The following is a 26,581-nucleotide window of genomic DNA, read 5'->3' on the forward strand; positions in this document are numbered from 1 at the left end:
GCAATGAAGATAATTACTTGCTACAAATGCGTACCTGATGAACAGGATATTGCGATTAATAATGCTGATGGTTCACTCGATTTCAGCAAAGCGGATGGCAAAATCAGCCAGTACGACCTGAATGCGATCGAAGCAGCTTGCCAGTTAAAACAACAGGCAGGCGAGGCCCAGGTTGTGGCCATGAGCGTCGGCGGCAAAGCGCTGACCAATGCAAAAGGGCGCAAAGATGTGCTCTCCCGTGGTCCTGATGAACTGATTGTTGTGATTGACGATCAATTTGAACAGGCGCTGCCACAACAAACGGCTACCGTGTTGGCTGCCGCCGCGCAAAAAGCCGGTTTCGATCTAATTATCTGTGGTGACGGTTCTTCCGATCTCTATGCTCAGCAGGTTGGCCTGCTGGTGGGCGAAGCACTGAACGTTCCCACGATTAACGGCGTGAGTAAAATCCTCTCTCTTACCGACAGCACGCTGACGGTAGAGCGTGAACTGGAAGATGAAGTCGAAACACTGAGCATCCCGCTTCCGGCGATCATCGCGGTCTCAACGGATATCAACACCCCACAAATCCCTTCCATGAAAGCCATTCTTGGCGCGGCGAAAAAACCGGTTCAGGTTTGGTCGCCTGCAGACATTGGACTGAACAGCGTGCAGGCGTATTCCGCACAGCAGGTTGCTGCGCCGAAGCAGCGCGAGCGTCAGCGCGTTGTGATTGAAGGTGACGGTGAAGAACAGATTGCCGCGTTTGTCGAGAATCTTCGCAAAATCATTTAATTATCAGGGGATGTTATGAACAAATTTTCCAGTATCTGGGTATTCAGCGATACCCCTTCTCGTCTGCCGGAACTGATGAAAGGTGCGCAGGCTTTAGGTGAAAAAGTTAACACGTTTGTACTGAGCGATGCAGACAGCGCGACGGCATGTCATTTGGGGGCAGATCATGTCTGGTTGCTCAGCGGTAAACCAGAAGAGCGTATGGTCGAAGACTACGCCGAAGTGATGGCCCAGACCATTCGTCAGCACAGCGAGGACGGCGCAGTACTGCTGCCCAATACGCGTCGGGGCAAGTTGCTAGCGGCAAAACTGGGCTTTCGCTTGTCAGCTGCAGTTTCAAACGATGCCAGCGCAGTCGTCGTACAGGATGGTAAAGCGGCGGTCAAACATATGGTCTACGGCGGCCTGGCGATAGGGGCGGAAACAATCGCTTCGCCGTTTGCCGTGATTACACTCAGCAGCGGGACGTTTGACGCGCAGCAACCCGATGCTACCCGCAGCGGCGAGATGCATACCGTACAGTGGCAGGCTCCGGCCGTTGCCGTGACCCGTACGGCAACTCAGGCGCGTCAGAGCAACAGCGTCGACCTCGACAAGGCTCGCCTGGTGGTCAGCGTGGGACGTGGTATCGGCAGCAAAGAAAATATCTCGCTGGCCGAAGCGCTGTGCCAGACGATTGGCGCTGAGCTGGCCTGTTCCCGTCCGGTGGCGGAAAACGAGAAGTGGATGGAGCACGAACGCTACGTCGGTATCTCCAACCTGATGCTCAAGCCTGAACTGTATCTGGCGGTGGGGATTTCCGGGCAGATCCAACATATGGTCGGCGCCAACGGCGCACAGACGATTTTCGCCATTAACAAAGATAAAAATGCGCCGATATTTCAGTATGCGGATTACGGCATCGTTGGCGATGCGCTGAAGATCCTGCCTGCGCTGACGGCTGCCTTAGCGCGTTAAACCATTTCGGGCAGGATGCGAAGGTGTCCTGCCGCTGACAGGAGTACGTATGTCCGAAGATATCTTTGATGCCATCATCGTGGGTGCAGGTCTGGCTGGTTCGGTTGCGGCGCTGGTGCTGGCTCGGGAAGGCGCACAGGTGCTGGTTATCGAGCGCGGCAATTCTGCTGGCGCGAAGAATGTCACCGGTGGGCGCATGTATGCGCATAGCCTGGAGCGCATCATTCCCGGTTTTGCTGAGCAGGCCCCCATTGAACGCGTCATCACCCACGAGAAACTCGCCTTTATGACCGATAAAGGGGCGATGTCCATTGATTATTGCAACGGCGAAGACGCCACATCGTCGCAGGTTTCTTATTCCGTCTTACGCAGCAAATTTGATGCCTGGCTGATGGAACAGGCCGAGGAGGCGGGCGCTCAGCTCATCACCGGTATTCGCGTGGATAACGTTGTGCAGCGCGAGGGTAAAGTCGTGGGCGTGGAAGCCGATGGCGATATTCTGGAGTCCAGGGTAGTGATCCTTGCTGATGGCGTAAACTCTCTGTTGGCTGAAAAGTTGGGTATGGCAAAGCGCGTCGAGGCATCGCATGTTGCCGTCGGCGTAAAAGAGCTGATCGAATTGCCGAAATCAGTGATTGAAGATCGTTTCCAGTTACAGGGGAACGAAGGCGCAGCCTGTCTGTTTGCCGGATCGCCAACCGATGGATTGATGGGCGGTGGCTTTCTCTATACGAATGAAACAACCCTTTCTCTGGGACTGGTCTGCGGTCTTCATCATCTGAAAGACGCGAAAAAATCGGTCCCACAAATGCTGGAAGATTTCAAACAGCATCCGGCAGTTGCCCCGCTGATCGCCGGTGGCAAGCTGGTGGAATATGCCGCGCACGTTGTACCTGAAGCCGGTATCAACATGCAGCCAGAACTGGTGGGTGACGGCGTACTGATTGCCGGTGACGCTGCCGGAATGTGTATGAACCTCGGCTTTACTATTCGCGGTATGGATTTGGCCATCGCCGCAGGCGAAGCGGCGGCGAAAACGGTGCTTTCAGCCATGAAGCGTGACGACTTTAGCAAGCAGTCGCTGGGTGAATACCGTCAGCATCTGGACGACGGCCCGATGCGTGATATGCGTATGTATCAAAAGCTGCCCGCTTTTCTTGATAACCCGCGCATGTTTACCGCTTATCCCGAAATGGCGGTCAGTATCGCACGCGACCTGTTCACCGTAGATGGTTCCGCCCCGGTGCCAATGCGTAAAAAAATCCTGCGCCATGCGAAGAAAGTGGGCTTCATCAACCTGATGAAAGATGGCCTGAAAGGAGTGACCGTATTATGACTTCTCCCGTCAATGTGGACGTCAAACTGGGCGTCAATAAGTTCAATGTCGATGAAGACAGCCCACACATCATTCTCAAAACCGATCCTGATAAACAGGCGCTGGAGGTGCTGATTAAGGCCTGCCCGGCTGGACTGTATAAAAAGCAGGACGACGGCAGCGTACGCTTTGATTACGCCGGATGCCTCGAGTGTGGGACGTGTCGAATTCTTGGACTCGATACAGCGCTGGAAAAATGGGAATACCCGCGCGGGACGTTTGGCGTGGAGTTCCGCTATGGCTAAACCTGGTGCCGGATGGCGGCTTCGCCTTATCCGGCTTACAGGTACGGTTCATAGGCCTGATAGGCGCTATCAGGCATTAAGTTAAAATAAAACAGGATATAGCCATGCAGCAGCCCAGGAACTTTGATGACATCAAATTTACCTCTATTCACCGCCGGATAATGCTGTGGGGAAGCGGTGGGCCGTTTCTGGATGGTTATGTGCTGGTGATGATTGGCGTGGCGCTCGAACAGCTCACGCCAGCGTTGAAACTGGATGCCGAGTGGATTGGTCTGCTGGGGGCTGGTACGCTCGCCGGTTTGTTTGTCGGGACGTCGCTGTTTGGCTACATTTCCGATAAGGTCGGGCGCCGTAAAATGTTTATCATCGATATTATCGCCATTGGCGTGATATCGGCGGCAACCATGTTTGTCTCCTCGCCCGTTGAGTTGTTGGTGATGCGGGTGCTGATCGGGGTGGTGATTGGGGCTGATTACCCGATCGCAACCTCAATGATTACCGAGTTCTCCAATACCCGCCAGCGCGCTTTCTCCATCGGTTTTATCGCGGCGATGTGGTATGTCGGCGCCACCTGTGCCGATCTGGTCGGTTACTTTTTGTATGATGTTGAGGGCGGATGGCGCTGGATGTTGGGCAGCGCGGTGATCCCCTGCATTTTGATCCTGATTGGGCGTTTCGATCTTCCTGAATCGCCACGCTGGTTGCTGCGTAAAGGTCGGGTGAAAGAGTGCGAGGAGATGATGATCAAACTGTTTGGCGAACCGGTGGTATTCGACGAAGAAGCACCCCAGCAGACGCGTTTCCTTCAGTTGTTTAATCGCCGACATTTCCCGTTTGTCCTGTTTGTTGCCGCCATCTGGACCTGTCAAGTGATCCCGATGTTTGCCATTTATACCTTTGGTCCGCAGATTGTTGGGCTACTGGGGCTCGGCGCCGGGAAAAGCGCCGCGTTGGGCAATGTGGTGATCAGCCTGTGCTTTATGCTGGGGTGTATTCCTCCCATGTTCTGGCTCAATAGCGCGGGCCGTCGACCGCTGTTAATTGGCAGCTTTATTATGATGACGCTGGCGCTGGCTGTGCTGGGGCTAATCCCTGATATGGGCGCATGGCTGGTGGTGCTGGCGTTTGCCGTGTACGCGTTTTTCTCGGGGGGGCCGGGAAACCTGCAATGGCTATACCCAAACGAACTGTTTCCCACCGATATTCGTGCCTCTGCAGTCGGGGTGATTATGTCGTTAAGCCGTATCGGCACCATTGTGTCAACCTGGGCGCTGCCGGTGTTCATCACCAAATACGGGATCAGTAATGTGATGCTGATGGGCGCGGGAATTTCGCTGGTAGGCCTGCTCGTGTCCATCGCTTTCGCCCCGGAAACGCGAGGTCTGACGCTGGCGCAAACCAGCCAAATGACGATTCGTAGTAAGCCGGTGGTCAGGGCAGGCTATTAAGAGTGTTCTGTATTTTCCCTGCAACTCAGTCAGTTAGCCTACAGTTAACGGATATATCACTGAAAACGACTGAAAAGCAGGGAGAACACCATGCAGAAACATATTCTGATCACTTCCATTTTTACCGCAGCAGCACTGTTTACCGTAGCCGGTTGCTCCTCAAATCAGGCGGTGAAAACCACCGATGGTAAAACCATCGTCACCGACGGCAAACCGCAGGTTGATGATGATACCGGCCTGGTGTCGTACAAAAACGCGCAAACAGGTAAGACGGAACAAATTAACCGCGATCAGGTTAAGGATATGAGCGAACTGGATAACTAGCTCAGATTTTTCCATTTATCTGCTCAATAATATTGACTGTTAGCCTGTGGATTAACTGACTAAACTCACTGTTATTACAATAATGCAGTGATACAGGCTAATCATGATTCTCATCATTTACGCGCATCCCTATCCTCAGCATTCGCATGCGAATAAGCGGATGCTTGAACAGGCAAGGACGCTGGAGGGCGTGGAGATCCGCTCGCTCTACCAGCTCTACCCCGACTTTAATATCGATATTGCCGCTGAACAGGAAGCCCTGGCGCGCGCAGAGTTGATTATCTGGCAGCATCCTATGCAGTGGTATAGCACACCTCCGTTACTCAAGCTGTGGATGGATAAGGTCCTTGCACACGGTTGGGCATACGGTCACGACGGTACTGCGCTGCACGGTAAGCATCTCATGTGGGCTGTGACCACCGGCGGCGGTGAAAACCACTTTAATATCGGCTCCCATCCAGGCTTTGATGTGCTTTCCCAACCTTTGCAGGCCACGGCATTATATTGTGGTCTCAAATGGCTGCCGCCATTTGCGATGCACTGTACGTTTATCTGTGATGACGAGACGCTGCAGGCGCAAGCGCGTCATTATAAACAGCGTCTGCTCGAGTGGCAGGAGGTTCATCATGGATAGTCATACGCTGATTCAGGCGCTGATTTATCTTGGATCGGCGGCGCTGATTGTCCCCATCGCCGTGCGGCTGGGGCTAGGGTCGGTACTGGGGTATCTCATCGCCGGGTGCATTATCGGACCATGGGGTCTGAGGCTGGTGACGGACGCCGAATCAATCCTGCATTTTGCCGAGATCGGCGTGGTGCTGATGCTGTTTGTCATCGGCCTGGAGCTGGATCCGCAGCGTTTGTGGAAACTGCGGGCTTCGGTGTTCGGCGGCGGTGCGCTACAGATGGTGGTTTGCGGCGGTTTGATTGGTTTGTTCTGTATGTTCCTTGGCCTGCGCTGGCAGGTGGCGGAGCTGATCGGCATGACGCTGGCGCTTTCCTCGACAGCCATCGCGATGCAGGCGATGAATGAACGTAACCTGATGGTGTCGCAACTGGGGCGTAGCGCATTTGCCGTGCTGCTGTTCCAGGATATCGCCGCTATTCCTCTGGTGGCAATGATTCCCTTACTGGCGGCAAGCGGCGCATCGACCACGCTTGGGGCATTTGCATTGTCAGCCCTTAAGGTAGCTGGCGCGCTGGTGCTGGTGGTGCTGTTAGGGCGTTATGTCACCCGTCCTGCCTTGCGTTTTGTTGCGCGCTCAGGCCTGCGGGAAGTTTTCAGCGCCGTCGCGCTGTTCCTCGTTTTCGGTTTTGGTCTGCTGTTGGAAGAAGTTGGTCTTTCGATGGCGATGGGGGCGTTCCTGGCCGGCGTGTTGCTGGCGAGTTCTGAGTATCGCCACGCGTTGGAAAGCGATATTGAGCCGTTTAAAGGGCTGCTGCTGGGGCTGTTCTTCATCGGCGTGGGGATGTCTATCGACTTTGGTACGCTGATTGATAATCCTTTGCGCATCATCATTCTGCTGGTTGGTTTCCTGGTGATTAAAACAGTCATGCTATGGCTGATAGCGAAACCGTTACAGGTGCCGAACAAGCAGCGCAGATGGTTTGCCGTATTACTTGGGCAGGGCAGTGAGTTTGCCTTCGTGGTGTTTGGCGCGGCACAAATGGCAAACGTGCTTGATCCTGACTGGGCGAAATCGCTGACGCTGGCGGTGGCGTTGTCGATGGCGGCTACGCCGATTTTGCTGGTGATTTTGACGCGTCTGGAAAAATCGGCGACTGGTGAAGCGCGGGAAGCGGATGAAATCGATGAGGAGCAACCGCGGGTGATCATCGCTGGATTTGGGCGATTTGGCCAGATAACCGGTCGTTTGCTGTTGTCGAGTGGGGTCAAAATGGTGGTTCTTGATCATGACCCGGACCATATCGAAACGCTGCGTAAATTCGGGATGAAGGTTTTCTATGGCGATGCGACCCGGATGGATCTGCTGGAGTCAGCCGGAGCGGCTAAAGCAGAGGTGATTATTAATGCCATTGACGATCCCCAAACCAGCCTGCAACTGACCGAAATGGTGAAAGAGCATTTCCCACATCTACAAATTATTGCCCGCGCGCGCGACGTGGATCATTACATCCGGCTGCGTCAGGCGGGTGTGGACATGCCTGAACGTGAGACCTTTGAAGGCGCGCTGAAAACCGGACGCCTGGCGCTGGAAAGGCTCGGGCTTGGGCGCTATGAAGCGCGTGAGCGGGCCGATGTCTTCCGCCGCTTCAATACGTTAATGGTTGAGGAGATGGTGAAAGGGGAAAATGACGCAATTTCCCGCGCGGCGGTTTATAAGCGCACCAGTGCAATGCTAAGTGAAATTATTGCGGAAGATCGTCAGCACTTATCATTGATTCAACGCCATGGCTGGCAAGGCACGGATGAAGGTAAACATACGGGCGATGTCGCCGATGAACCGGAAGTGAAACCGTCAGCATAGGGTAAAAAATGTGATGTTCTGCAAACTTTACTGCTAATTGGCTGTTTTTGAACTACTGTAATGCTGGGAGTCCACTCAGAAGTCGCGGACTCGCCAGCAGAACAGAAAATTTTCATGCACATCTTCCTTTGGCTAGTCGACGAAAGATTGCGCTTTCCGTATAGTGGCGACAATTTTTTTGTATCCGGGAAATATTCAATGATCAGTCTGATTGCGGCGTTAGCGGTAGATCGCGTCATCGGTATGGAAAACGCCATGCCGTGGAACCTACCTGCCGATCTCGCCTGGTTTAAACGTAATACCTTAAACAAGCCGGTCGTCATGGGGCGCCACACTTGGGAATCCATCGGGCGACCGTTGCCGGGGCGTAAAAATATCGTCATCAGCAGCAAGCCCGGCACCGACGATCGTGTGCAGTGGGTGAAGTCTGTTGATGAAGCCATTGCGGCCTGTGGCGATGAGCCTGAAATTATGGTGATTGGCGGTGGGCGTGTGTATGAGCAGTTCCTGCCGAAAGCGCAGAAGCTGTATCTGACACACATTGATGCGGAAGTGGAGGGAGATACCCATTTCCCGGACTACGAACCGGACGACTGGGAATCTGTTTTCAGCGAATTCCACGATGCCGACGCGCAAAACTCTCACAGCTACTGCTTCGAGATTCTGGAACGTCGTTAATACTGTAAGTGCCGGATGGCGGCGAAATGCCTTATCCGGCCAACTCTTGTGCCCGATGTAGGCCTGATAAGCTTAGCGCCATCAGGCCTGAACCTCTCAGCAGACGATTATCAGGCGTTGACCGCTTCGCCGGGATCCATATTCAGATGGCGATTTGATGGCTGCACAAAGTAGCGTTTGTCTTCCCAGCGCAGACAGGTGAGATCGCCTCCCCAGCAACACCCCGTATCCAACGCGTAAATACCTTCTGGCGTGCCTTTGCCCTCCAGCGATGCCCAGTGCCCGAATGCAATGCTATAGGCGTCACTAACGGGGCCTGGAATGGCAAACCACGGCTTCAGCGGAGCTGGCGCATCTTCTGGCGACTCTTTGCTGTACATATCAAGTTGACCGTTGGGGAAGCAGTAACGCATGCGGGTGAACGCGTTGGTAATAAAACGCAGGCGGGCCAGCCCCGTCAGCTCCGGGGTCCAGTTATTAGGCATGTCACCGTACATTGCATCGAGGAAAAACGGATACGAGTCGCTCGACAACACGGCTTCAACATCGCGTGCACAGTCCTTCGCCGTCTGTAGGTCCCACTGTGGGGTAATCCCTGCATGCGCCATCACCAGCTTCTTCTCTTCATCAATCTGCAACAGCGGCTGGCGACGCAGCCAGTTAAGCAGTGCATCAGCATCCGGAGCTTCAAGCAGCGGTGTGAGTCGGTCTTTCGGTTTATTACGGCTAATGCCGGCAAACACGGCCAGCAGGTGTAAATCGTGATTACCGAGAACTAACCGCACGCTATCGCCCAGCGATTTAACGTAGCGTAAAACGTCTAACGAGCCTGGCCCTCGCGCAACCAGATCGCCGGTGAGCCATAAGGTGTCTTGCTCGGGATTAAAGTCTACCTGGTGCAGCAAGGCTATCAGTTCATCGTAACAACCGTGAACGTCGCCAATGAGGTATGTTGCCATAGCTATTGTTTTAATGAATGAGTGTAGGAACGGCGAGTCTGAACACGGGAATGTCGATGGTAAAGGCGATCCCTTGTTCATCGATCATTTCGTAATGACCCTGCATGGTGCCAAGCGGCGTTTCAATCACCGCGCCGCTGGTGTACTGGTACTCTTCGCCAGGTTCGATGTGGGGCTGAACGCCAACCACACCTTCGCCCTGAACTTCGGTTTCACGGCCATGACCATTGGTGATCAACCAATAACGCCCCAATAGCTGCACAGGCGCTCGCCCCAAATTGCGGATAGTCACGGTATAAGCAAAAACGTAACGTTCATCATCAGGTGAGGATTGCGCTTCAATGTAGACGCTTTGTACCTGAATGCACACTCGGGGCGAATTGATCATGTTTAACTCTCCTTCGATGGCGCGTTTTCCGACAGATAGTTAGCCATCCGGCAGTATTGCGCGACAGAGATATTTTCCGCTCGCATCGCCGGATCAACGCCCAGCTCTGTCAGTACTTCAACGCTAAACAAATTGCCGAGGCTGTTACGTACCGTTTTACGACGCTGATTAAACGCTTCAGTGGTAATACGGCTCAGCACACGAACATCTTTAACCGGATACGGCATTGTTGCGTGAGGGACCAGACGCACAACGGCAGAATCGACTTTAGGCGCTGGCGTAAATGCGGATGGCGGCACTTCAAGTACCGGGATCACATTGCAGTAATACTGCGCCATGACGCTTAATCGACCATACGCTTTACTGTTTGGCCCTGCAACCAGACGGTTTACCACCTCTTTTTGCAACATGAAATGCATGTCGGCAATGGCATCAGTATAGGTAAAAAGATGGAACATCAGCGGTGTGGAGATGTTGTACGGCAGGTTACCGAATACGCGCAGCGGTTGCCCCATTGTTTGGGCGAGTTCGCCGAAGTTCATGGTCATGGCGTCTTGCTGATAAATCGTCAGCTTCGGCCCTAAAAACGGGTGCGTTTGCAGGCGCGCGGCGAGATCGCGGTCTAACTCAATGACCGTGAGCTGGTCCAGGCGTTCGCCTACTGGCTCGGTTAGCGCAGCCAGGCCTGGGCCGATTTCGACCATAGCCTGACCCTTCTGCGGGTTGATTGCAGAGACAATACTTTCGATCACAAACTGATCGTTGAGGAAGTTTTGCCCGAAACGTTTACGGGCTAAGTGGCCCTGATGGACTCGATTATTCATTGGTATTAACAATCATTTTGATGGCGAGATTAAGCGCCGTAATAAAACTGCCGACATCTGCTTGTCCACGTCCCGCAAGTTCAAGCGCGGTACCGTGATCGACGGATGTGCGAATAAAGGGCAGGCCCAGCGTGATGTTCACACCGCGACCAAATCCCTGGTATTTTAGCACGGGGAGACCCTGATCGTGGTACATTGCCAGCACGGCATCCGCGTGGTCGAGATACTTGGGCTGAAACAGCGTATCTGCGGGCAGCGGGCCATTCAATTTCATCCCCTGCGCACGCAGTTCATCGAGAACCGGAATGATAGTTTCTATCTCTTCCGTTCCCATATGACCGCCTTCACCGGCATGCGGGTTAAGACCGCACACCAGAATATGCGGATCGGCAATGCCGAACTTAGTACGCAAATCATGATGCAGAATACCGATCACTTCCTGAAGCAGAGCGGGCGTAATGGCATCAGCAACGGCTCTGAGCGGCAGATGCGTGGTTGCCACGGCAACGCGCAGCTCTTCGGTTGCCAGCATCATGACAACTTTCTTCGCCTGTGATCGCTCTTCAAAGAACTCGGTGTGCCCGGTAAACGGGACGCCAGCGTCATTGATTACGCCCTTGTGAACCGGACCGGTAATCAATGCCGCAAACTCCCCTCGCAGACAACCATCGCAGGCGCGAGCCAGCGTATCCACCACATATTGCCCGTTCTCTACTGCCAACTGACCCGCGACTACAGGTGTTCGCAGCGCAATCGGTAACAGCGTCAGCGTGCCTGCTGATTGCGGTCGGGCTGGGGTATCTGGAGTGTAGGGGAGGAGTGAAAGCGGTAAACCGAGCATTGCTGCCCGGTCACTGAGGAGTGCTGCATCCGCACAGACAACGAGTTCTACAGGCCACTCACGCTGCGCGAGTTGAACCACCAGATCGGGGCCAATCCCGGCGGGTTCGCCGGGAGTGATAACAACGCGTTGAGTACGAGTCATTAGTTGCTCAGAACTTTGACGTAGGCGCTGGCGCGCTGTTCCTGCATCCAGGTTGCCGCTTCTTCCGAGAATTTACGGTTCATCAGCATACGATAAGCTCTGTCTTTCTGCGCGGCGTCAGTTTTATCAACGTTACGCGTGTCCAGCAGCTCGATCAGATGCCAGCCGAAAGAGGAGTGCACTGGGGTGCTCATCTGGCCTTTGTGAAGTTTGGTCAGCGCATCGCGGAAAGCTGGGTCGAAAATATCCGCTGCAGCCCAGCCCAGATCGCCGCCCTGGTTAGCAGAACCCGGATCCTGAGAAAACTCTTTAGCTGCTGCCGCGAAGGTGGTTTTACCGCTCTTAATATCTGCCGCGATTTGTTCCAGTTTCAGACGCGCCTGTTGGTCGGTCATGATCGGCGACGGTTTGAGCAGAATATGGCGGGCATGAACTTCAGTCACGGAAATGCTTTGGCTCTGACCACGCATATCGTTGACTTTCAGAATATGGAAGCCGACTCCAGAGCGAATTGGACCAATGATATCGCCTTTTTTCGCGGTGCTTAACGCCTGGGCAAAGATGCCCGGCAGTTCCTGAATGCGTCCCCAACCCATCTGGCCGCCTTTCAACGCCTGCTGATCGGCGGAATAAGTGATGGCCAATTTGCCAAAATCGCTACCGTTACGTGCTTCATCAACTACTGAACGCGCCTGGCTTTCCGCTTCGTTTACCTGATCGGAAGTTGGGTTTTCCGGCAGTGGGATCAGAATGTGGCTCAGGTTCAGTTCGGTGCTGGCATCATTTTGGTTGCCGACCTGCTTCGCCAGGGCATCCACTTCCTGTGGCAATATGGTAACGCGACGGCGAACTTCGTTGTTACGCACTTCAGAGATAGTCATCTCTTTGCGGATCTGGTTACGATAAGTGGAATAGTTTAAACCATCCTGTGCCAGACGGCTGCGCATCTGATCCAGCGTCATGTTGTTTTGCCTGGCGATATTGGCGATAGCCTGATCCAACTGCTCGTCAGAGATTTTTACACCCATCTTCTGACCCATCTGCAGGAGAATTTGATCCATGATCAAACGTTCCAGGATCTGATGACGCAGCGTGGCATCGTCCGGTAACTGTTGACCCGCCTGACCCGCATTTAGTTTTACTGACTGCATTAAGCCATCGACGTCGCTTTCCAGAACGACGCCGTTATTGACGACGGCTGCGACTTTATCGACCACCTGTGGGGCAGCGAAACTGGTATTCGCGATCATGGCGATACCGAGAAGCAGCGTTTTCCAGTTCTTCATACTTTTTCCATTATCAATTAACCGCAATGCGGATTACGTTGTAAATCAATCAGATCATAAAGAGCTTTGATACGGCAGAATGTTCGAACGCAGCATTTGGTTAGTGCCCAGACCATAGTTGGAACTCAGGCCGCGCAGTTCGATATTAAAGCCGATCGTGTTGTCATAAATCGCGTGTTTCTGGGTGTTATCCCAGCCGTTCAGCTTACGTTCGTAGCCGAAGCGAATGGCGTAACAGCAGGAGTTGTACTGCAGTCCCAGCATTGAATCTGCTTCTTTGTTCACGTTGGTATCGAAGTAGTAAGCGCCAACAATCGACCAACGGTCAGCGATTGGGAAGCTTGCCACCGCGCCTACCTGTGAGATCCCGTTTTTATACTGCTCTGCCGTAGAGTAGTAAGACGGCAGGGTAGCCTGGATATACTCCGAGCTGGCATAACGGTAGTTCAACTGCAGCATACGGTTTTCGTCGCGGCGGTATTCGATACTGCTGCTACTGGTTGCGACGCTGTCCAGACGTGTGTCGTACTGGATCCCACTGCGCAAACCCCAGCGATCGGAGATGCGCCAGTAGGTGTCGCCAGCCCATACCAGTGAGCCCGTTTTGTCGTCATTCTCCCATTTTATGTTGTCATCGCCAGTGCGAGACTCGGTGAAATAGTAGATTTGACCCACGGAAATATTAAAACGTTCAACCGCCGCATCATCATAAACACGAGATGTGACCCCGGTCGTCACCTGGTTGGCTGAGGCGATACGGTCCAGGCCGCCATAAGTACGGTCACGGAACAGGCCGCTGTAGTCAGATTGCAGCAGGGAAGAGTCATAGTTATAGATATGACTTTGGTCACGATACGGTACGTAAAGATACTGCGCGCGCGGCTCCAGCGTTTGGGTATAGCCCGGCGCCAGCATTTGCATGTCACGCTCGAACACCAGCTTGCCGTCAACTTTAAACTGCGGCATGACGCGGTTGGCTGAATCATCGAGTTTGTTAACGTTACTCGGGTTATTGTTGTACCAATCGAGATTAGTCTGCTGATAGTGTGTTGCCAGCAGTTTTGCTTCGGTATTGATACTTCCCCAGTTGTTCGACAACGGCAGGTTGATGGTCGGTTCAAGATGAACGCGCGTGGCTTCCGGCATGTTGTCGTTAGTGTTAACGAAATGAACCGCCTGGCCATAAATACGGGTATCAAACGGCCCGACGTCATTCTGGTAATAGTTGACGTCTAACTGCGGCTGCGCAGAATAGCTGTTACTGTTTTGCGCGTCGAAGACCTGGAATTGCTTGGTCGAAACCGTCGCGTCAAAGTTTTGTACCGCGTAGCCAACGCTGAATTTTTGCGTGGCATAGCCGTCGGTACTGGAACCGTATTTATTGTCAAAATCATTAAAGTAGCTGGTATCGCTGACCTTGGTGTAATCGACGTTGAAACGCCACACCTGGTCCATCACGCCAGCGTGCTGCCAGTAGAACAGCCAGCGACGAGAATTGTCATCCTTCGGATGCTCATCCTCGTACACTTTATCTGAGTTCAGATAGTCGAACTCCATCAGGCCAGCGCCCGCCTGAGTCAGGTAGCGGAATTCGTTCTCCCACATAACACCGCCACGACGGTGCATATAATGCGGCGTAATGGTGGCGTCCATGTTGGGCGCAATGTTCCAGTAATACGGCAGGTAGAACTCAAAATAGTTCGTGGTGGAGTATTTTGCGTTCGGGATCAGGAAACCGGAACGGCGCTTATCGCCGACGGGTAACTGCAAATAAGGACTATAAAAGACCGGAACTGGACCCAGTTTAAAACGGGCGTTCCAGATCTCTGCGACCTGTTCTTCACGGTCGTGGATCACTTCGCTACCCACGACGCTCCAGGTATCGGAACCCGGCAGACAGGAGGTGAAGCTACCGTTTTCCAGAATAGTGTAACGGTTTTCGCCTCGCTGTTTCATCAGGTCGGCTTTTCCGCGCCCCTGACGACCTACCATCTGATAATCACCTTCCCAGATGTTAGTATCTTTAGTATTCAGATTAGACCAGCCTTTCGGCCCCTTCAGAATAACCTGATTGTCATCATAATGAACGTTGCCCAGCGCATCGACGGTACGTACTGGCTCAGGCTGGCCTTCAGCCTGCTTCTGATGAAGCTGCACTTCGTCGGCCTGCAGGCGGCTGTTACCCTGCGCAATATCCACGTTGCCGGTAAACACCGCATCATCCGGGTAATTCCCTTTTGCGTTGTCGGCATTGATAGTGACGGGTAATTCATTGGTCTCGCCCTGCACCAGAGGACGGTTATAGCTTGGCACGCCTAACATGCACTGTGAGGCGAGATCGGCTGCCAGACCCTGTTGGCTATAAAGGGCGCTGGCAATCATGGTGGCCAGAAGAGTGGGAATACGTTTTTTCATACGTTGTATTTATTGTTCCATCATCAGTAGCGTCGCGCGTGACAAACGGTCACAGCCTAACTTATCTCATCTTCACTGCGCTAGTGTTAATCCTGCCGATTAAGGCTCCGTGGTGTTAGGCACGGCATTGAATGACAGGTATGATAATGCAAATTATAGGCGATGTCCCACAATTGACCGCTGCCATAAATCGGTAAAAGCACCTTATATTGTGGGACATAGCCTGGCTGAGAGCAGAAAGATTTGGGGAGTCTATGCAGTATTGGGGAAAGATAATTGGCGTAGCCGTGGCTTTAATGATGGGCGGCGGCTTCTGGGGTGTGGTTCTGGGCCTGTTAGTTGGCCACATGTTCGACAAAGCCCGCATGCGCAAAATGGCGTGGTTTGCCAACCAACGTGAACGCCAGGCGCTGTTTTTTGCTACCACTTTTGAGGTGATGGGGCATCTGACCAAATCCAAAGGCCGTGTCACGGAAGCCGATATTCATATCGCCAGCCAGCTGATGGACCGGATGAATTTGCACGGCGACTCGCGTACGGCCGCACAACATGCTTTCCGGGTGGGAAAATCGGATAATTACCCATTACGTGAAAAAATGCGTCAGTTTCGCAGCGTCTGTTTTGGTCGATTCGATCTGATCCGCATGTTCCTGGAGATTCAGATTCAGGCGGCATTTGCCGATGGATCATTGCATCCTAATGAGCGTGAAGTGCTGTATGTGATTGCTGAAGAGTTGGGTATCTCACGGACCCAATTTGATCAGTTCCTGCGTATGATGCAGGGCGGCGCGCAGTTTGGCGGTGGATATCAGCAGCAGTCCGGCGGCGGTGGCTGGCAGCAGGCGCAACGTGGCCCGACGCTGGAAGACGCCTGCAATGTGCTGGGGGTGAAAGCGACCGATGATGCGACTACGATTAAGCGCGCATACCGCAAGCTGATGAGCGAGCACCATCCGGACAAACTGGTTGCGAAAGGTCTGCCGCCAGAAATGATGGAAATGGCGAAGCAAAAAGCGCAGGAAATTCAAAAGGCTTACGAGCTAATCAAAGAACAGAAAGGCTTCAAGTAAATATACATGGCATCCTTCAGGCTGCCTCTTTGTTGGCTGAACTGTGAAACCCCAGTCGCATAGTTATCTGTGCTCCTGGGGATTTCTTCGTTTGCCGCCTCGATGCATCTCGAATGATTTGTATTAATAAGTAAAAACGAAATGTGTCACAGCAACGTTTTAAAAATCCGCCGGGACTTTAAACGTCATACTGTTGCCGTATTCGGGATGCGTGATGGTTAGCATTTCGGCGTGCAGCAGCAGACGGGGTGCCAACGCCAGTGCTTCGGGCGGAGCATAGAAGCGATCGCCGAGGATGGGATGCCCTAATGCCAGCATATGCACACGCAGCTGGTGGGAGCGTCCGGTAATCGGTTTCAGTACGACCCTCGCGGTGTTATCTGCTGCAAACTCCACCACCTCATACTCGGTTTGCGCCGATTTCCCGGTTTCATAACACACTTTCTGCTTTGGCCGATTTGGCCAGTCGCAAATTAGCGGTAAATCAACCAGACCTTCGGCAGGAGCAGGATGTCCCCACACGCGCGCGACATACTGTTTCTTCGGCTCACGTTCGCGAAACTGGCGTTTTAGCTCGCGCTCTGCCGCTTTCGTTAGCGCCACTACAATCACGCCGCTGGTGGCCATATCCAGACGATGGACGGATTCAGCCTGCGGATAGTCGCGCTGAATACGCGTCATCACGCTGTCTTTGTGTTCATCCAGACGACCCGGTACGGACAACAAGCCGCTCGGCTTGTTGACTACCATAATGTGTTCATCCTGATACAGGATAACCAGCCAGGGTTCCTGCGGCGGATTGTAGTTTTCCATCCCCATGTATGGCTCCGTTACTGATGCGTCACGACGATCAGACGCAGGGCATCAAGACGCCATCCCGCCTGGTCCAGGCTTTCCATCACCTGCTGACGGTTACTTTCAATTGCGCTGAGTTCGTCATCACGGATGTTCGGGTTAACGGCGCGCAGCGCTTCCAGACGGGAGAGTTCCGCCGTCAGTTTTTCGTCCGCTTCTTTACGTGCCGCGTCGATCAGCGCACGAGCCGATTTTTCCACCTGCGCCTCACCGAGTTGCAGAATGGCATGAACGTCCTGCTGCACGGCGTTGACCAGTTTACTGCCAGTATGGCGGTTAACAGCGCTGAGTTGGCGGTTAAAGGTTTCGAATTCAACCTGCGCGGCAAGGTTATTGCCGTTTTTATCAAGCAGCATACGTACCGGCGTTGGCGGCAGGAAACGGTTTAACTGCAGCTGTTTCGGCGCTTGCGCTTCAACCACATACACCAGCTCAACCAACAGGGTGCCAACCGGTAATGCTTTGTTTTTCAACAGAGATATTGTGCTGCTACCCGTGTCGCCGGAGAGGATAAGATCCAGACCATTACGGATTAACGGATGCTCCCAGGTAATAAACTGTGCGTCTTCACGCGACAGGGCGACATCACGTTCGAACGTAATGGTGCAGCCATCTTCCGGCAGTCCTGGGAAATCAGGCACCAGCATATGATCGGACGGCGTCAGCACGATTAAATTGTCACCACGGTCATCCTGATTAATACCAACGATATCAAACAGGTTCATGGCGAAGGCGATCAGGCTGGTATCATCGTCCTGCTCTTCAATACTCTCAGCCAGTGCCAGCGCTTTTTCGCCGCCGTTAGAGTGGATCTCCAACAGGCGATCTCGACCTTGTTCCAGTTGCGCTTTCAACGCGTCATGCTGTTCGCGGCAGGTTTTGATTAGATCATCAAAGCCATAGGTATTTTCTGGCTCAGCCAGGTAGCCGATCAGGTTGTTATATACCGTGTCATAGATAGTACGTCCGGTCGGGCAGGTGTGCTCGAACGCATCCAGACCTTCGTGGTACCAGCGCACCAGTACGGATTGCGCGGTTTTTTCTAAGTAAGGCACGTGAATCTGAATATCATGCGCCTGACCAATACGGTCCAGACGACCAATACGCTGTTCCAGCAGATCCGGGTTGAACGGCAGGTCAAACATCACCAGATTGCTGGCGAACTGGAAGTTACGCCCCTCGGAGCCGATCTCAGAGCACAGCATCACCTGGGCGCCGCTATCTTCTTCGCTAAACCAGGCCGCAGCGCGGTCACGTTCAATGATCGACATGCCCTCATGGAACACGGCGGCGCGGATACCTTCGCGCTCGCGCAGCACCTGCTCCAGCTGTAGCGCGGTGGTGGCTTTCGCACAAATAACGAGTACTTTTTGCGAGCGGTGGCTGGTCAGGTAGCCCATCAGCCATTCCACGCGCGGATCAAAATTCCACCAGGTGCCGGTGTCGCCTTCGAATTCCTGATAAATCTGTTCCGGATAGAGCATGTCGCGCGCCCGGTCTTCCGCACTCTTACGCGCGCCCATGATGCCGGAGACTTTAATCGCCGTCTGGTATTGGGTTGGCAAGGGTAGCTTGATGGTATGCAGCTCGCGTTTCGGGAAGCCTTTCACGCCGTTACGGGTGTTACGAAACAGCACGCGGCTGGTGCCGTGTCTGTCCATTAGCATTGAAACCAGCTCCTGACGCGCGCTCTGGGCGTCTTCGCTGTCGCTGTTTGCCGCCTGCAATAACGGTTCAATGTCCTGTTCGCCAATCATGTCACCTAACATGTTCAGCTCATTGTTGCTTAGCTGGTTGCCTGCCAGCAGCATGGCGACGGCATCGGCGACCGGACGGTAATTTTTTTGTTCTTCAACAAACTGGGCGAAATCGTGGAAGCGACTTGGGTCCAGCAGGCGCAGGCGCGCAAAGTGGCTTTCCAGGCCCAACTGTTCCGGTGTTGCGGTCAGCAGTAGGATGCCCGGTACGCGTTCTGCCAGTTGTTCAACGGCCATATATTCACGGCTGGGCGCGTCTTCGCTCCACACCAGGTGATGGGCTTCATCGACAATAAGCAGATCCCATTCGGCGTCACACAGATGCTCCAGGCGCTGTTTACTGCGACGGGCAAAGTCCAGCGAACAGATAACTAACTGTTCGGTTTCAAACGGGTTGTAGGCGTCGTGCTGCGCCTCTGCATAACGCTCATCATCAAACAGCGCAAAGCGCAGGTTAAAACGACGCAGCATTTCGACCAGCCATTGGTGCTGTAACGTCTCCGGAACGATGATCAATACACGCTCTGCGGCACCTGACAGCAGCTGTTGATGCAGGATCATCCCGGCTTCAATGGTTTTACCTAAACCCACTTCGTCAGCCAGCAATACGCGAGGAGCATGACGACGACCGACGTCATGAGCAATGTTGAGCTGGTGAGGGATCAGGCTGGTACGTTGACCACGCAAACCACTCCACGGCATACGATACTGCTCGCTCTGAAATTTACGTGCGCGATAGCGCAGTGCAAAGCGGTCCATACGGTCAATCTGACCGGCAAACAGGCGATCCTGTGGTTTGCTGAAGACCAGCTTGCTGTCGAGCAGCACTTCACGCAGCGTGACACCGGTTTCTTCGGTATCAAGGCGAGTTCCGATATAGGAAAGCAGGCCGTTTTCTTCTTTTACTTCATCGACATGCAGTTGCCAGCCTTCATGGCTCGTTATCGTATCACCAGGATTGAACATCACGCGGGTCACGGGGGAATCACTGCGCGCATACAGACGGTTTTCGCCCGTCGAAGAGAAAAGTAATGTGACGGTTCGTGCATCCATGGCGACAACGGTACCAAGTCCCAATTCGCTTTCTGTATCGCTGATCCAGCGTTGACCAAGTGTAAAAGGCATATATGTTCGGCTCTATATCTTTAGTTGCAGGCAATACTCACCCTCTGCCAGAGTAAAGGGGCAGCAAGTGTATTGGGGTCCAGGAATGGAAAGGGCGCTATGGTACTGGATGGCGACGGTTTCGTCACGCGTCAAAATAACCCCAGTTGCCCTGTAAGTAGTGTAGCAAAGTTATCATCGATAAAGGGAAGTATTCCCTCGGCAACTGGCTGGATCTGCCGGGTCAAATAGTGCTCATAGTCAAGAGCAGAAAGCTGATAATCCACGGGTTCTGGACCATTTATCGTCCAGACATATTTAATGGTACCGCGATTCTGATACTGCGGCGGACGTCCCAGCTTTACATTTTGCTCATCGGCGAGGCGCGCGGCGCGCACGTGTGGCGGCACATTGCGCTGGTATTCGCTTAACGGGCGACGCAGGCGTTTGCGATACACCAGTTGGTCGTCCAGTTCACCCGCCATCAGACGGTCGATAGTCTCGCGAATAAACTCCTGATAAGGTTGGTTACGAAAAATTCGTAGGTACAGCTCCTGCTGAAACTGTTGAGCCAGCGGCGTCCAGTCAGTTCGTACCGTTTCGAGGCCCTTAAACACCATGCGTTGCTCTGCGCCTGTCTGAATCATCCCGGCGTAGCGTTTTTTGCTACCGGTATCTGCGCCGCGAATGGTCGGCATCAGAAAGCGACAAAAATGGGTTTCAAATTCCAGCTCCAGCGCGCTGGTCAGTTTTTGCTGCTTCAGCGACTGCGCCCACCAGTCATTGACGTAACTCACCAGCTCCTGACCAATCCGGGCTGAATCATCCTCTGAGTGTGCTTTTTTAAGCCAGACAAAAGTGGAGTCGGTATCGCCATAGATGACATCGTAGCCCTGAGCTTCAATCAGCGCTTTGGTCTGACGCATGATCGCGTGGCCACGCATGGTGATGGACGAAGCCAGCCTCGGGTCGAAAAAGCGGCAGGCGGTGGTTCCCAGCACGCCGTAAAACGCGTTCATGATGATTTTCAGTGCCTGTGAGAGCGGCTTATTCCCGAGGCGTTTTGCTTCATCGCGCCCGTGCCAGATCTGGGTCACGATTTCGGGTAGGCAGTGCTTTTCGCGTGAGAACCAGGCGTCAAGGAACCCTTCGGTACTGTGCTCCCGATCCGGATGCGCCATCCCTTCGATAAGCCCCACCGGATCGATCAAGAAGGTACGAATAATTGACGGGTACAGGCTTTTGTAATCCAGCACCAGCACGGAATCGTACAGACCCGGGCGTGAGTCCATCACGTAACCGCCGGGGCTGGCGTGCGCAGGGATTTCACCCAGATTCGGTGCAACGTAGCCCGCCCGGTGCATTCGCGGCAGGTAGAGATGGCCAAACGCGGCGACTGAACCGCCGTGCCTGTCGACCTGCAAGCCGTTAACCGTTGAACGCTCCAGCAGAAATGGCATGATCTCGGTTTTATGAAAAATGCGGGTGACCAGTTCACAGTCTTTGAGATTGTAGGTGGCAAGCGTGGGCTTATCGTGGGCAAACCGGCGATCGATTTCGTCCATTCTGTCCCACGGGTTATCAATCGACTTCCCCTCACCCAGCAACTCTTGCGACACCGTTTCCAGTGAGAATGATGAGAAATTCCAGAATGCGGATTTGAGCGCCTCAATGCCGTCAATAATCAGACGACCTTTAGCCTGTGCGAAGAAGACGCCATTTTTGAAGCCATGCTCGCGCCACTCCAGTTCGCTGTTATCGCGGCCAAAACGCAGGGGAATGCGGTAACGCTCGGCATGTTTTTGCAAAACGCGAAGATCGAACTGCACCACGTTCCAGCCGATGATGACATCAGGATCGTGCCGGGTAAGCCAGTCATTGAGCTTCTCCAGTAACTGCGGGCGACTCGTCACATACTCAAGCTGAAAGTCGAGCGCGGAGGCATCGCCATTCGCCGGACCGAGCATATAAACAATTCGCTGCCCGCAGCCTTCAAGGCCGATGCAGTACAGTTCACCGTGGCGGGTGGTTTCGATATCCAGAGAGACCCACTTCAGCGGAGGCCGGTAATCTGCGTGCGGCTTCAGGCGAGCATTAACGATAGCGCCATTACGCAGGTCGCCATCCACCCAAACGGGAGAGGTGATAAAGCGCTCCATCAAATACCGCTCCGGCGGACGTACATCGGCCTCGTAGACCGTTACACCATTTTCGCGCAGCAGTTTTTCCAGCCGCATAAGCTGGCGATGTGAGTGGCAATACAGGCCAGAAACGGGCTGACGATGAAAGTCTTGCAGCTGAAGCGGCGTCAGGCGATAACCTTTTTCGGTACGTAACAGTGTGGTGACGCGGGGTGTCTGGTTGGTGGGGATAAAAGCGACCGACTCCTGCGGCGCAAGCGTGACATGCAATGGCCCGCTGTCTGTTGCCAGCCAGAATGAAACCTCTGTCCCCTGCGGGGTATCCCGCCAGTGCCGGGTTAAGATAAAGCCTGCCTGCGCCACGCTGTGTATCCATTAAAAAACCAGGCATGATTATAGCCTGGTTCTGATAGATTTGCTGTGGTTTTATACAGTTGTCCTGTGCCAGCAGAGACTACTGTCCGTAATAGGCTTTTGCGCCGTGTTTGCGCAGGTAGTGTTTATCTAACAGGGTTTGCTGCATATCCGGCAACTGCGGCGCGAGCTGGCGGCAGAAAATCCCCATGTAGGCGACTTCTTCCAGCACGATGGCGTTGTGTACGGCATCTTCGGCATCTTTTCCCCAGGCGAACGGACCGTGAGAGTGCACCAGCACGCCTGGCATCTGCGAAGCATCAATGCCTTGTTGCTCAAAAGCTTCCACGATCACGTTACCGGTTTCCCACTCATATTCGCCGTTGATTTCTTCCTCGGTCATTTTCCGTGTGCAGGGAATCGTGCCGTAGAAATAGTCCGCATGAGTGGTCCCCGTGGCGGGAATAGACTGACCCGCCTGCGCCCAGATGGTTGCATGACGGGAATGGGTGTGAACAATGCCGCCAATGGTGGGGAAAGCCTGATACAGCAGGCGGTGCGTTGGGGTATCGGAGGAGGGCTTTTTATTACCTTCCACCACTTCACCGGTTGCAATACTGACAACGACCATATCGCCGGCAGTCATTACGCTGTAATCGACACCGGAGGGTTTAATCACAAACACGCCGCGCTCGCGATCGACAGCGCTAACGTTTCCCCAGGTCAGCGTCACCAGGTTGTGCTTTGGCAGCGCCAGATTCGCTTCCAGTACCTGACGTTTAAGATCTTCTAGCATGTTAACTCCTGAATGCCGGATGGCGCTTCGCTTATCCGGCCTACGGTGATTTGTAGACCCGGTAAATGAAATGCCACCGGGCAATCCGTTTCGACAATTAACGTTTGAACCCGTAATACACGTCGTTCCAGCGTAGCGAGTCTTTAAAGGCTGGCAGGCGGGTATCGTTGTCGATCACGGCGATCTCGATATCGTGCATTTCTGCGAACTGACGCATATCGTTCAGATCCAGCGCGTGACTGAAGACGGTGTGGTGCGCGCCGCCGGCAAGGATCCAGGCTTCAGATGCGGTCGGCAGATCGGGCTGAGCCTTCCACAATGCGTTGGCCACCGGCAGTTTCGGTAGGGAGTGCGGCGTTTGTACCGTATCGATGCAGTTAACCAGCAGGCGAAAACGATCGCCGAGATCGATCAGGCTGGCAACCACGGCCGGGCCGGTTTTGGTGTTGAAGATCAGACGGGCAGGATCATCTTTACCGCCAATACCGAGGTGCTGAACGTCGAGGATTGGTTTCTCTTCCACCGCGATGGACGGGCACACTTCCAGCATGTGAGAACCGAGTACCAGATCGTTGCCTTTCTCGAAGTGGTAGGTGTAATCCTCCATAAATGAGGTGCCGCCCTGCAGACCGGTTGACATCACCTTCATGATGCGAAGCAGAGCGGCGGTTTTCCAGTCGCCTTCGCCCGCAAAGCCGTAGCCTTGCTGCATCAGACGCTGTACGGCCAGACCCGGGAGCTGTTTCAGGCCGTGTAAATCTTCAAATGTGGTAGTGAAGGCGTGGAATCCTCCCTGTTCCAGGAAGCGCTTCATCCCCAGTTCAATACGTGCCGCTTCCAGTACGTTCTGACGTTTTTCACCGTGGACTTGTGTGGCCGCCGTCATGGTGTAGGTGCTTTCGTACTCGTCGATCAGCGCATTGATTTCGCCGTCGCTAATTGCGTTCACGACCTGTACCAGGTCGCCTACGGCCCAGGTGTTGACCGAGAAACCGAACTTGATCTGCGCGGCAACTTTATCGCCGTCAGTGACCGCAACTTCGCGCATGTTGTCGCCAAAACGGCAGACTTTCAGATGGCGAGTATCCTGTTTGGACACGGCCTGGCGCATCCAGGAGCCGATGCGTTCGTGCGCCTGTTTGTCCTGCCAATGACCGGTGACCACGGCGTGCTGCTGACGCATACGTGCGCCGATGAAGCCGAACTCACGACCGCCGTGCGCGGTTTGGTTCAGGTTCATAAAGTCCATGTCAATGCTGTCCCACGGCAGGGCAGCGTTGAACTGGGTGTGGAACTGAAGTAGCGGTTTGTTGAGAATCGTCAGGCCGTTGATCCACATTTTCGCTGGCGAGAAGGTGTGGAGCCACACCACCATTCCTGCGCATTTGTCGTCGTAGTTGGCGTCGCGACAGAGGTTGGTGATTTCATCCGGACGCGTGCCCAGCGGTTTTAATACCAGCTTACAGGGCAGTTTGGCTTCAGTATTCAGTGCGTTAACGACGTGCTCCGCATGTTGGGTTACCTGACGCAGGGTTTCAGGGCCATACAGATGCTGGCTACCAATCACAAACCACACTTCATAGTTATCAAAAATCGTCATTGTCGTGTCCTTAATGTGTCAGGGTTGCCAGGTCTACCGGGGCTTGTTGCGCCGGAGCGGCAGTCGGAAGGTATTGTTGTTCAGCACTAATCGCCCACTGCTGGTAGCGGCGGTAAAGCTGTTCAAAACGTTGAGCCTGTTCTGGGTGAGGTTGCAGTGTGTTTTCCACGGCACTCGCCATTTTTTGCTGAGCGGCCGGGATATCGGCATGTACTTTCGCGGCAACGGCGGCGAAGATAGCCGCGCCGAGTGCGCAGCACTGGTCGGAGGCGACAATCTGTAGCGGACGGTTTAGCACGTCACAGCAGGCCTGCATGATGACCGGATTTTTACGGGCGATGCCGCCTAACGCCATCACGTTATTAACTGCAATGCCCTGTTCGGTGAAGCATTCCTGAATGGCACGCGCGCCAAAGGCCGTGGCGGCAATCAGCCCACCGAACAGCGCGGGTGCGTCGGTGGCCAGATTGAGATCGGTAATCACCCCTTTCAAACGCTGATTGGCATTGGGCGTACGGCGACCGTTAAACCAGTCGAGCACCACCGGCAGGTGATCCAGTGACGGATTTTTTGCCCAGGCTTCGGTGAGTGCTGGCAGCAGTTGTTTTTGGCTGGTTTTAATCTGGGTCTTAAGCTCCGGATGCTGCGCCGCAAGCTGCTCCAGCGGCCAGCTCAGCACGCGGCTAAACCAGGCATAGATATCGCCGAATGCGGACTGTCCCGCTTCGAGGCCAATAAAATCAGGCACTACGCTGCCATCAACCTGACCGCATATGCCTTTCACCGCGCGTTCGCCGACGCTGTGTTTGTCGGCAATCAGAATGTCGCAGGTCGACGTGCCGATGACTTTTACCAGCGTATTGGGCTGTGCGCCCGCGCCGACCGCCCCCATATGGCAGTCAAAAGCGCCGCCTGCAATCACCACGCTTTCCGGTAGCCCCAGACGCTGCGCCCACTCGGCGCACAAGGTGCCAACCGGCAGGTCGGCCGTGAAGGTATCGGTAAACATTGGGTATGGCAGATGGCGGTTAAGGATGGGGTCGAGCTCATCAAAGAAACTGGCTGGCGGTAGGCCGCCCCAGCTTTCATGCCACAGGGATTTGTGTCCGGCGCTGCAGCGTCCGCGGCGAATATCCTGTGGACGTACGGTATTGGAGAGCAGGGCCGGAACCCAGTCGCACAACTCAATCCACGAAACCGCGGCCTCTGCGACCGCGTCATCCTGGCGGGTCACATGCAGGATTTTGGCCCAGAACCATTCGCTGGAATAAATACCGCCGATATAGCGGGAGTAATCGATCTTGCCTGGCGTGTGGCACAGACGGGTAATCTCTTCCGCTTCTTCGACTGAGGTGTGATCTTTCCACAGGACAAACATTGCATTCGGGTTTTCAGCGAACTCCGGACGCAGCGCCAGTACGTTGCCCTCGGCATCGATAGGCGCCGGGGTTGAGCCGGTACTGTCAACGCCAATCCCGATCACTTCCGCGCGCTGTTCAACACTCAGTTCGGCCAGCACGGTTTTCAGCGCCGTTTCCATTGACTCAATATAGTCGCGCGGATGATGGCGAAACTGGTTGTTCGGGCCGTCGCAATACAGACCTTCCTGCCAACGTGGGTACCATTTTACGCTGGTGGCGATTTCTTCACCGGTGGCACACTCCACTGCCAACGCGCGTACTGAATCACTACCAAAATCGAGGCCAATTGTTATCGCCATCGTCTTACTCCATCCAAAAATACGGGTATGGATAAAC

General features: G+C 54.0%; 22 protein-coding genes. 10 read left to right on the forward strand and 12 right to left on the reverse strand.

The annotated features are described in order from the left end of the window. Window positions 1-3: 3 nt before the first annotated feature. From OGX99_RS03235 to folA, 9 genes are all read left to right on the forward strand, one after another. Window positions 4-774: an electron transfer flavoprotein FixA gene (locus OGX99_RS03235; protein WP_286542664.1), complete on the forward strand. Its 771-nt coding sequence runs from the start codon at window positions 4-6 to the stop codon at window positions 772-774. A gap of 15 nt (window positions 775-789) precedes the next feature. Beyond that, window positions 790-1,731, forward strand: coding sequence for an electron transfer flavoprotein subunit alpha/FixB family protein (locus tag OGX99_RS03240; RefSeq protein ID WP_286542665.1), 942 nt, complete (start codon window positions 790-792; stop codon window positions 1,729-1,731). 49 nt (window positions 1,732-1,780) lie between these two features. Next, window positions 1,781-3,067: an FAD-dependent oxidoreductase gene (locus tag OGX99_RS03245; RefSeq protein ID WP_286542667.1), complete on the forward strand. Its 1,287-nt coding sequence runs from the start codon at window positions 1,781-1,783 to the stop codon at window positions 3,065-3,067. Beyond that, complete coding sequence (gene fixX, locus OGX99_RS03250; RefSeq protein WP_000203736.1) at window positions 3,064-3,351, forward strand: ferredoxin-like protein FixX; 288 nt, start codon at window positions 3,064-3,066, stop codon at window positions 3,349-3,351. The genes OGX99_RS03245 and fixX overlap by 4 nt, the downstream gene beginning before the upstream one ends. Before the next feature lie 104 nt (window positions 3,352-3,455). Then, window positions 3,456-4,799 (forward strand): MFS transporter, encoded by a 1,344-nt coding sequence (locus OGX99_RS03255; RefSeq protein ID WP_151216715.1) that lies wholly within the window; start codon window positions 3,456-3,458, stop codon window positions 4,797-4,799. 90 nt (window positions 4,800-4,889) lie between these two features. Next, complete coding sequence (locus OGX99_RS03260; RefSeq protein WP_003018880.1) at window positions 4,890-5,123, forward strand: YgdI/YgdR family lipoprotein; 234 nt, start codon at window positions 4,890-4,892, stop codon at window positions 5,121-5,123. A 103-nt stretch (window positions 5,124-5,226) separates the two neighbouring features. Then, window positions 5,227-5,757, forward strand: a complete 531-nt coding sequence (gene kefF, locus OGX99_RS03265) for a glutathione-regulated potassium-efflux system oxidoreductase KefF (protein ID WP_151216716.1) — start codon at window positions 5,227-5,229, stop codon at window positions 5,755-5,757. Next, on the forward strand, window positions 5,750-7,612 hold the full coding sequence (gene kefC, locus OGX99_RS03270) for a glutathione-regulated potassium-efflux system protein KefC (protein ID WP_286542669.1): 1,863 nt from the start codon (window positions 5,750-5,752) through the stop codon (window positions 7,610-7,612). The genes kefF and kefC overlap by 8 nt, the downstream gene beginning before the upstream one ends. 198 nt (window positions 7,613-7,810) lie before the next feature. Next, the gene (gene folA, locus OGX99_RS03275; protein ID WP_003018873.1) at window positions 7,811-8,290 is read left to right on the forward strand and encodes a type 3 dihydrofolate reductase; all 480 of its coding nucleotides are present in this window, start codon (window positions 7,811-7,813) and stop codon (window positions 8,288-8,290) included. 110 nt (window positions 8,291-8,400) lie between these two features. Here folA and apaH read toward each other — a convergent pair whose 3' ends face one another. Genes apaH through lptD form a run of 6 tightly spaced genes read right to left on the reverse strand, consistent with a single transcriptional unit; the run spans window position 8,401 to window position 15,147 of the window. Then, window positions 8,401-9,249, reverse strand: a complete 849-nt coding sequence (gene apaH, locus OGX99_RS03280; RefSeq protein WP_151216718.1) for a bis(5'-nucleosyl)-tetraphosphatase (symmetrical) ApaH — start codon at window positions 9,247-9,249, stop codon at window positions 8,401-8,403. A gap of 10 nt (window positions 9,250-9,259) precedes the next feature. After that, window positions 9,260-9,637, reverse strand: a complete 378-nt coding sequence (gene apaG / locus OGX99_RS03285) for a Co2+/Mg2+ efflux facilitator ApaG/CorD (protein ID WP_003018867.1) — start codon at window positions 9,635-9,637, stop codon at window positions 9,260-9,262. A gap of 2 nt (window positions 9,638-9,639) precedes the next feature. Next, window positions 9,640-10,461, reverse strand: coding sequence for a 16S rRNA (adenine(1518)-N(6)/adenine(1519)-N(6))-dimethyltransferase RsmA (gene rsmA / locus OGX99_RS03290; RefSeq protein ID WP_187253710.1), 822 nt, complete (start codon window positions 10,459-10,461; stop codon window positions 9,640-9,642). Then, complete coding sequence (gene pdxA, locus OGX99_RS03295; protein ID WP_151216720.1) at window positions 10,454-11,446, reverse strand: 4-hydroxythreonine-4-phosphate dehydrogenase PdxA; 993 nt, start codon at window positions 11,444-11,446, stop codon at window positions 10,454-10,456. Before pdxA ends, rsmA begins: the two co-directional genes overlap by 8 nt. Next, window positions 11,446-12,732, reverse strand: coding sequence for a peptidylprolyl isomerase SurA (gene surA, locus OGX99_RS03300; RefSeq protein ID WP_187253711.1), 1,287 nt, complete (start codon window positions 12,730-12,732; stop codon window positions 11,446-11,448). The genes pdxA and surA overlap by 1 nt, the downstream gene beginning before the upstream one ends. Before the next feature lie 54 nt (window positions 12,733-12,786). Further along, a complete protein-coding gene (gene lptD, locus OGX99_RS03305) occupies window positions 12,787-15,147 on the reverse strand; it encodes an LPS assembly protein LptD (RefSeq protein WP_151216721.1) in 2,361 nt (786 codons plus the stop codon). Window positions 15,148-15,401: 254 nt separating this feature from the next. On the opposite strand from lptD, the gene djlA reads away from it, so the two are divergent. Further along, window positions 15,402-16,217 (forward strand): co-chaperone DjlA, encoded by an 816-nt coding sequence (gene djlA / locus OGX99_RS03310; RefSeq protein ID WP_005124510.1) that lies wholly within the window; start codon window positions 15,402-15,404, stop codon window positions 16,215-16,217. A gap of 159 nt (window positions 16,218-16,376) precedes the next feature. Here the strand turns inward: djlA and rluA are convergent, their stop codons facing one another. From rluA to araB, 6 genes are all read right to left on the reverse strand, one after another. Continuing rightward, window positions 16,377-17,036: a bifunctional tRNA pseudouridine(32) synthase/23S rRNA pseudouridine(746) synthase RluA gene (rluA, locus tag OGX99_RS03315; protein WP_003018849.1), complete on the reverse strand. Its 660-nt coding sequence runs from the start codon at window positions 17,034-17,036 to the stop codon at window positions 16,377-16,379. A gap of 11 nt (window positions 17,037-17,047) precedes the next feature. Beyond that, window positions 17,048-19,954: an RNA polymerase-associated protein RapA gene (gene rapA, locus OGX99_RS03320; protein WP_286542671.1), complete on the reverse strand. Its 2,907-nt coding sequence runs from the start codon at window positions 19,952-19,954 to the stop codon at window positions 17,048-17,050. A 131-nt stretch (window positions 19,955-20,085) separates the two neighbouring features. Next, complete coding sequence (polB, locus tag OGX99_RS03325; protein WP_286542673.1) at window positions 20,086-22,437, reverse strand: DNA polymerase II; 2,352 nt, start codon at window positions 22,435-22,437, stop codon at window positions 20,086-20,088. A gap of 91 nt (window positions 22,438-22,528) precedes the next feature. Further along, window positions 22,529-23,224, reverse strand: coding sequence for an L-ribulose-5-phosphate 4-epimerase (gene araD / locus OGX99_RS03330; RefSeq protein WP_151216723.1), 696 nt, complete (start codon window positions 23,222-23,224; stop codon window positions 22,529-22,531). 97 nt (window positions 23,225-23,321) lie between these two features. Further along, window positions 23,322-24,824, reverse strand: coding sequence for an L-arabinose isomerase (gene araA / locus OGX99_RS03335; protein ID WP_151224542.1), 1,503 nt, complete (start codon window positions 24,822-24,824; stop codon window positions 23,322-23,324). A 10-nt stretch (window positions 24,825-24,834) separates the two neighbouring features. Continuing rightward, window positions 24,835-26,544: a ribulokinase gene (gene araB / locus OGX99_RS03340; RefSeq protein WP_286542675.1), complete on the reverse strand. Its 1,710-nt coding sequence runs from the start codon at window positions 26,542-26,544 to the stop codon at window positions 24,835-24,837. Window positions 26,545-26,581 lie beyond the last annotated feature (37 nt).

Origin of the sequence: Citrobacter sp. Cu096 (assembly GCF_030332285.1) — a bacterium.
GTDB lineage: Bacteria > Pseudomonadota > Gammaproteobacteria > Enterobacterales > Enterobacteriaceae > Citrobacter > Citrobacter meridianamericanus.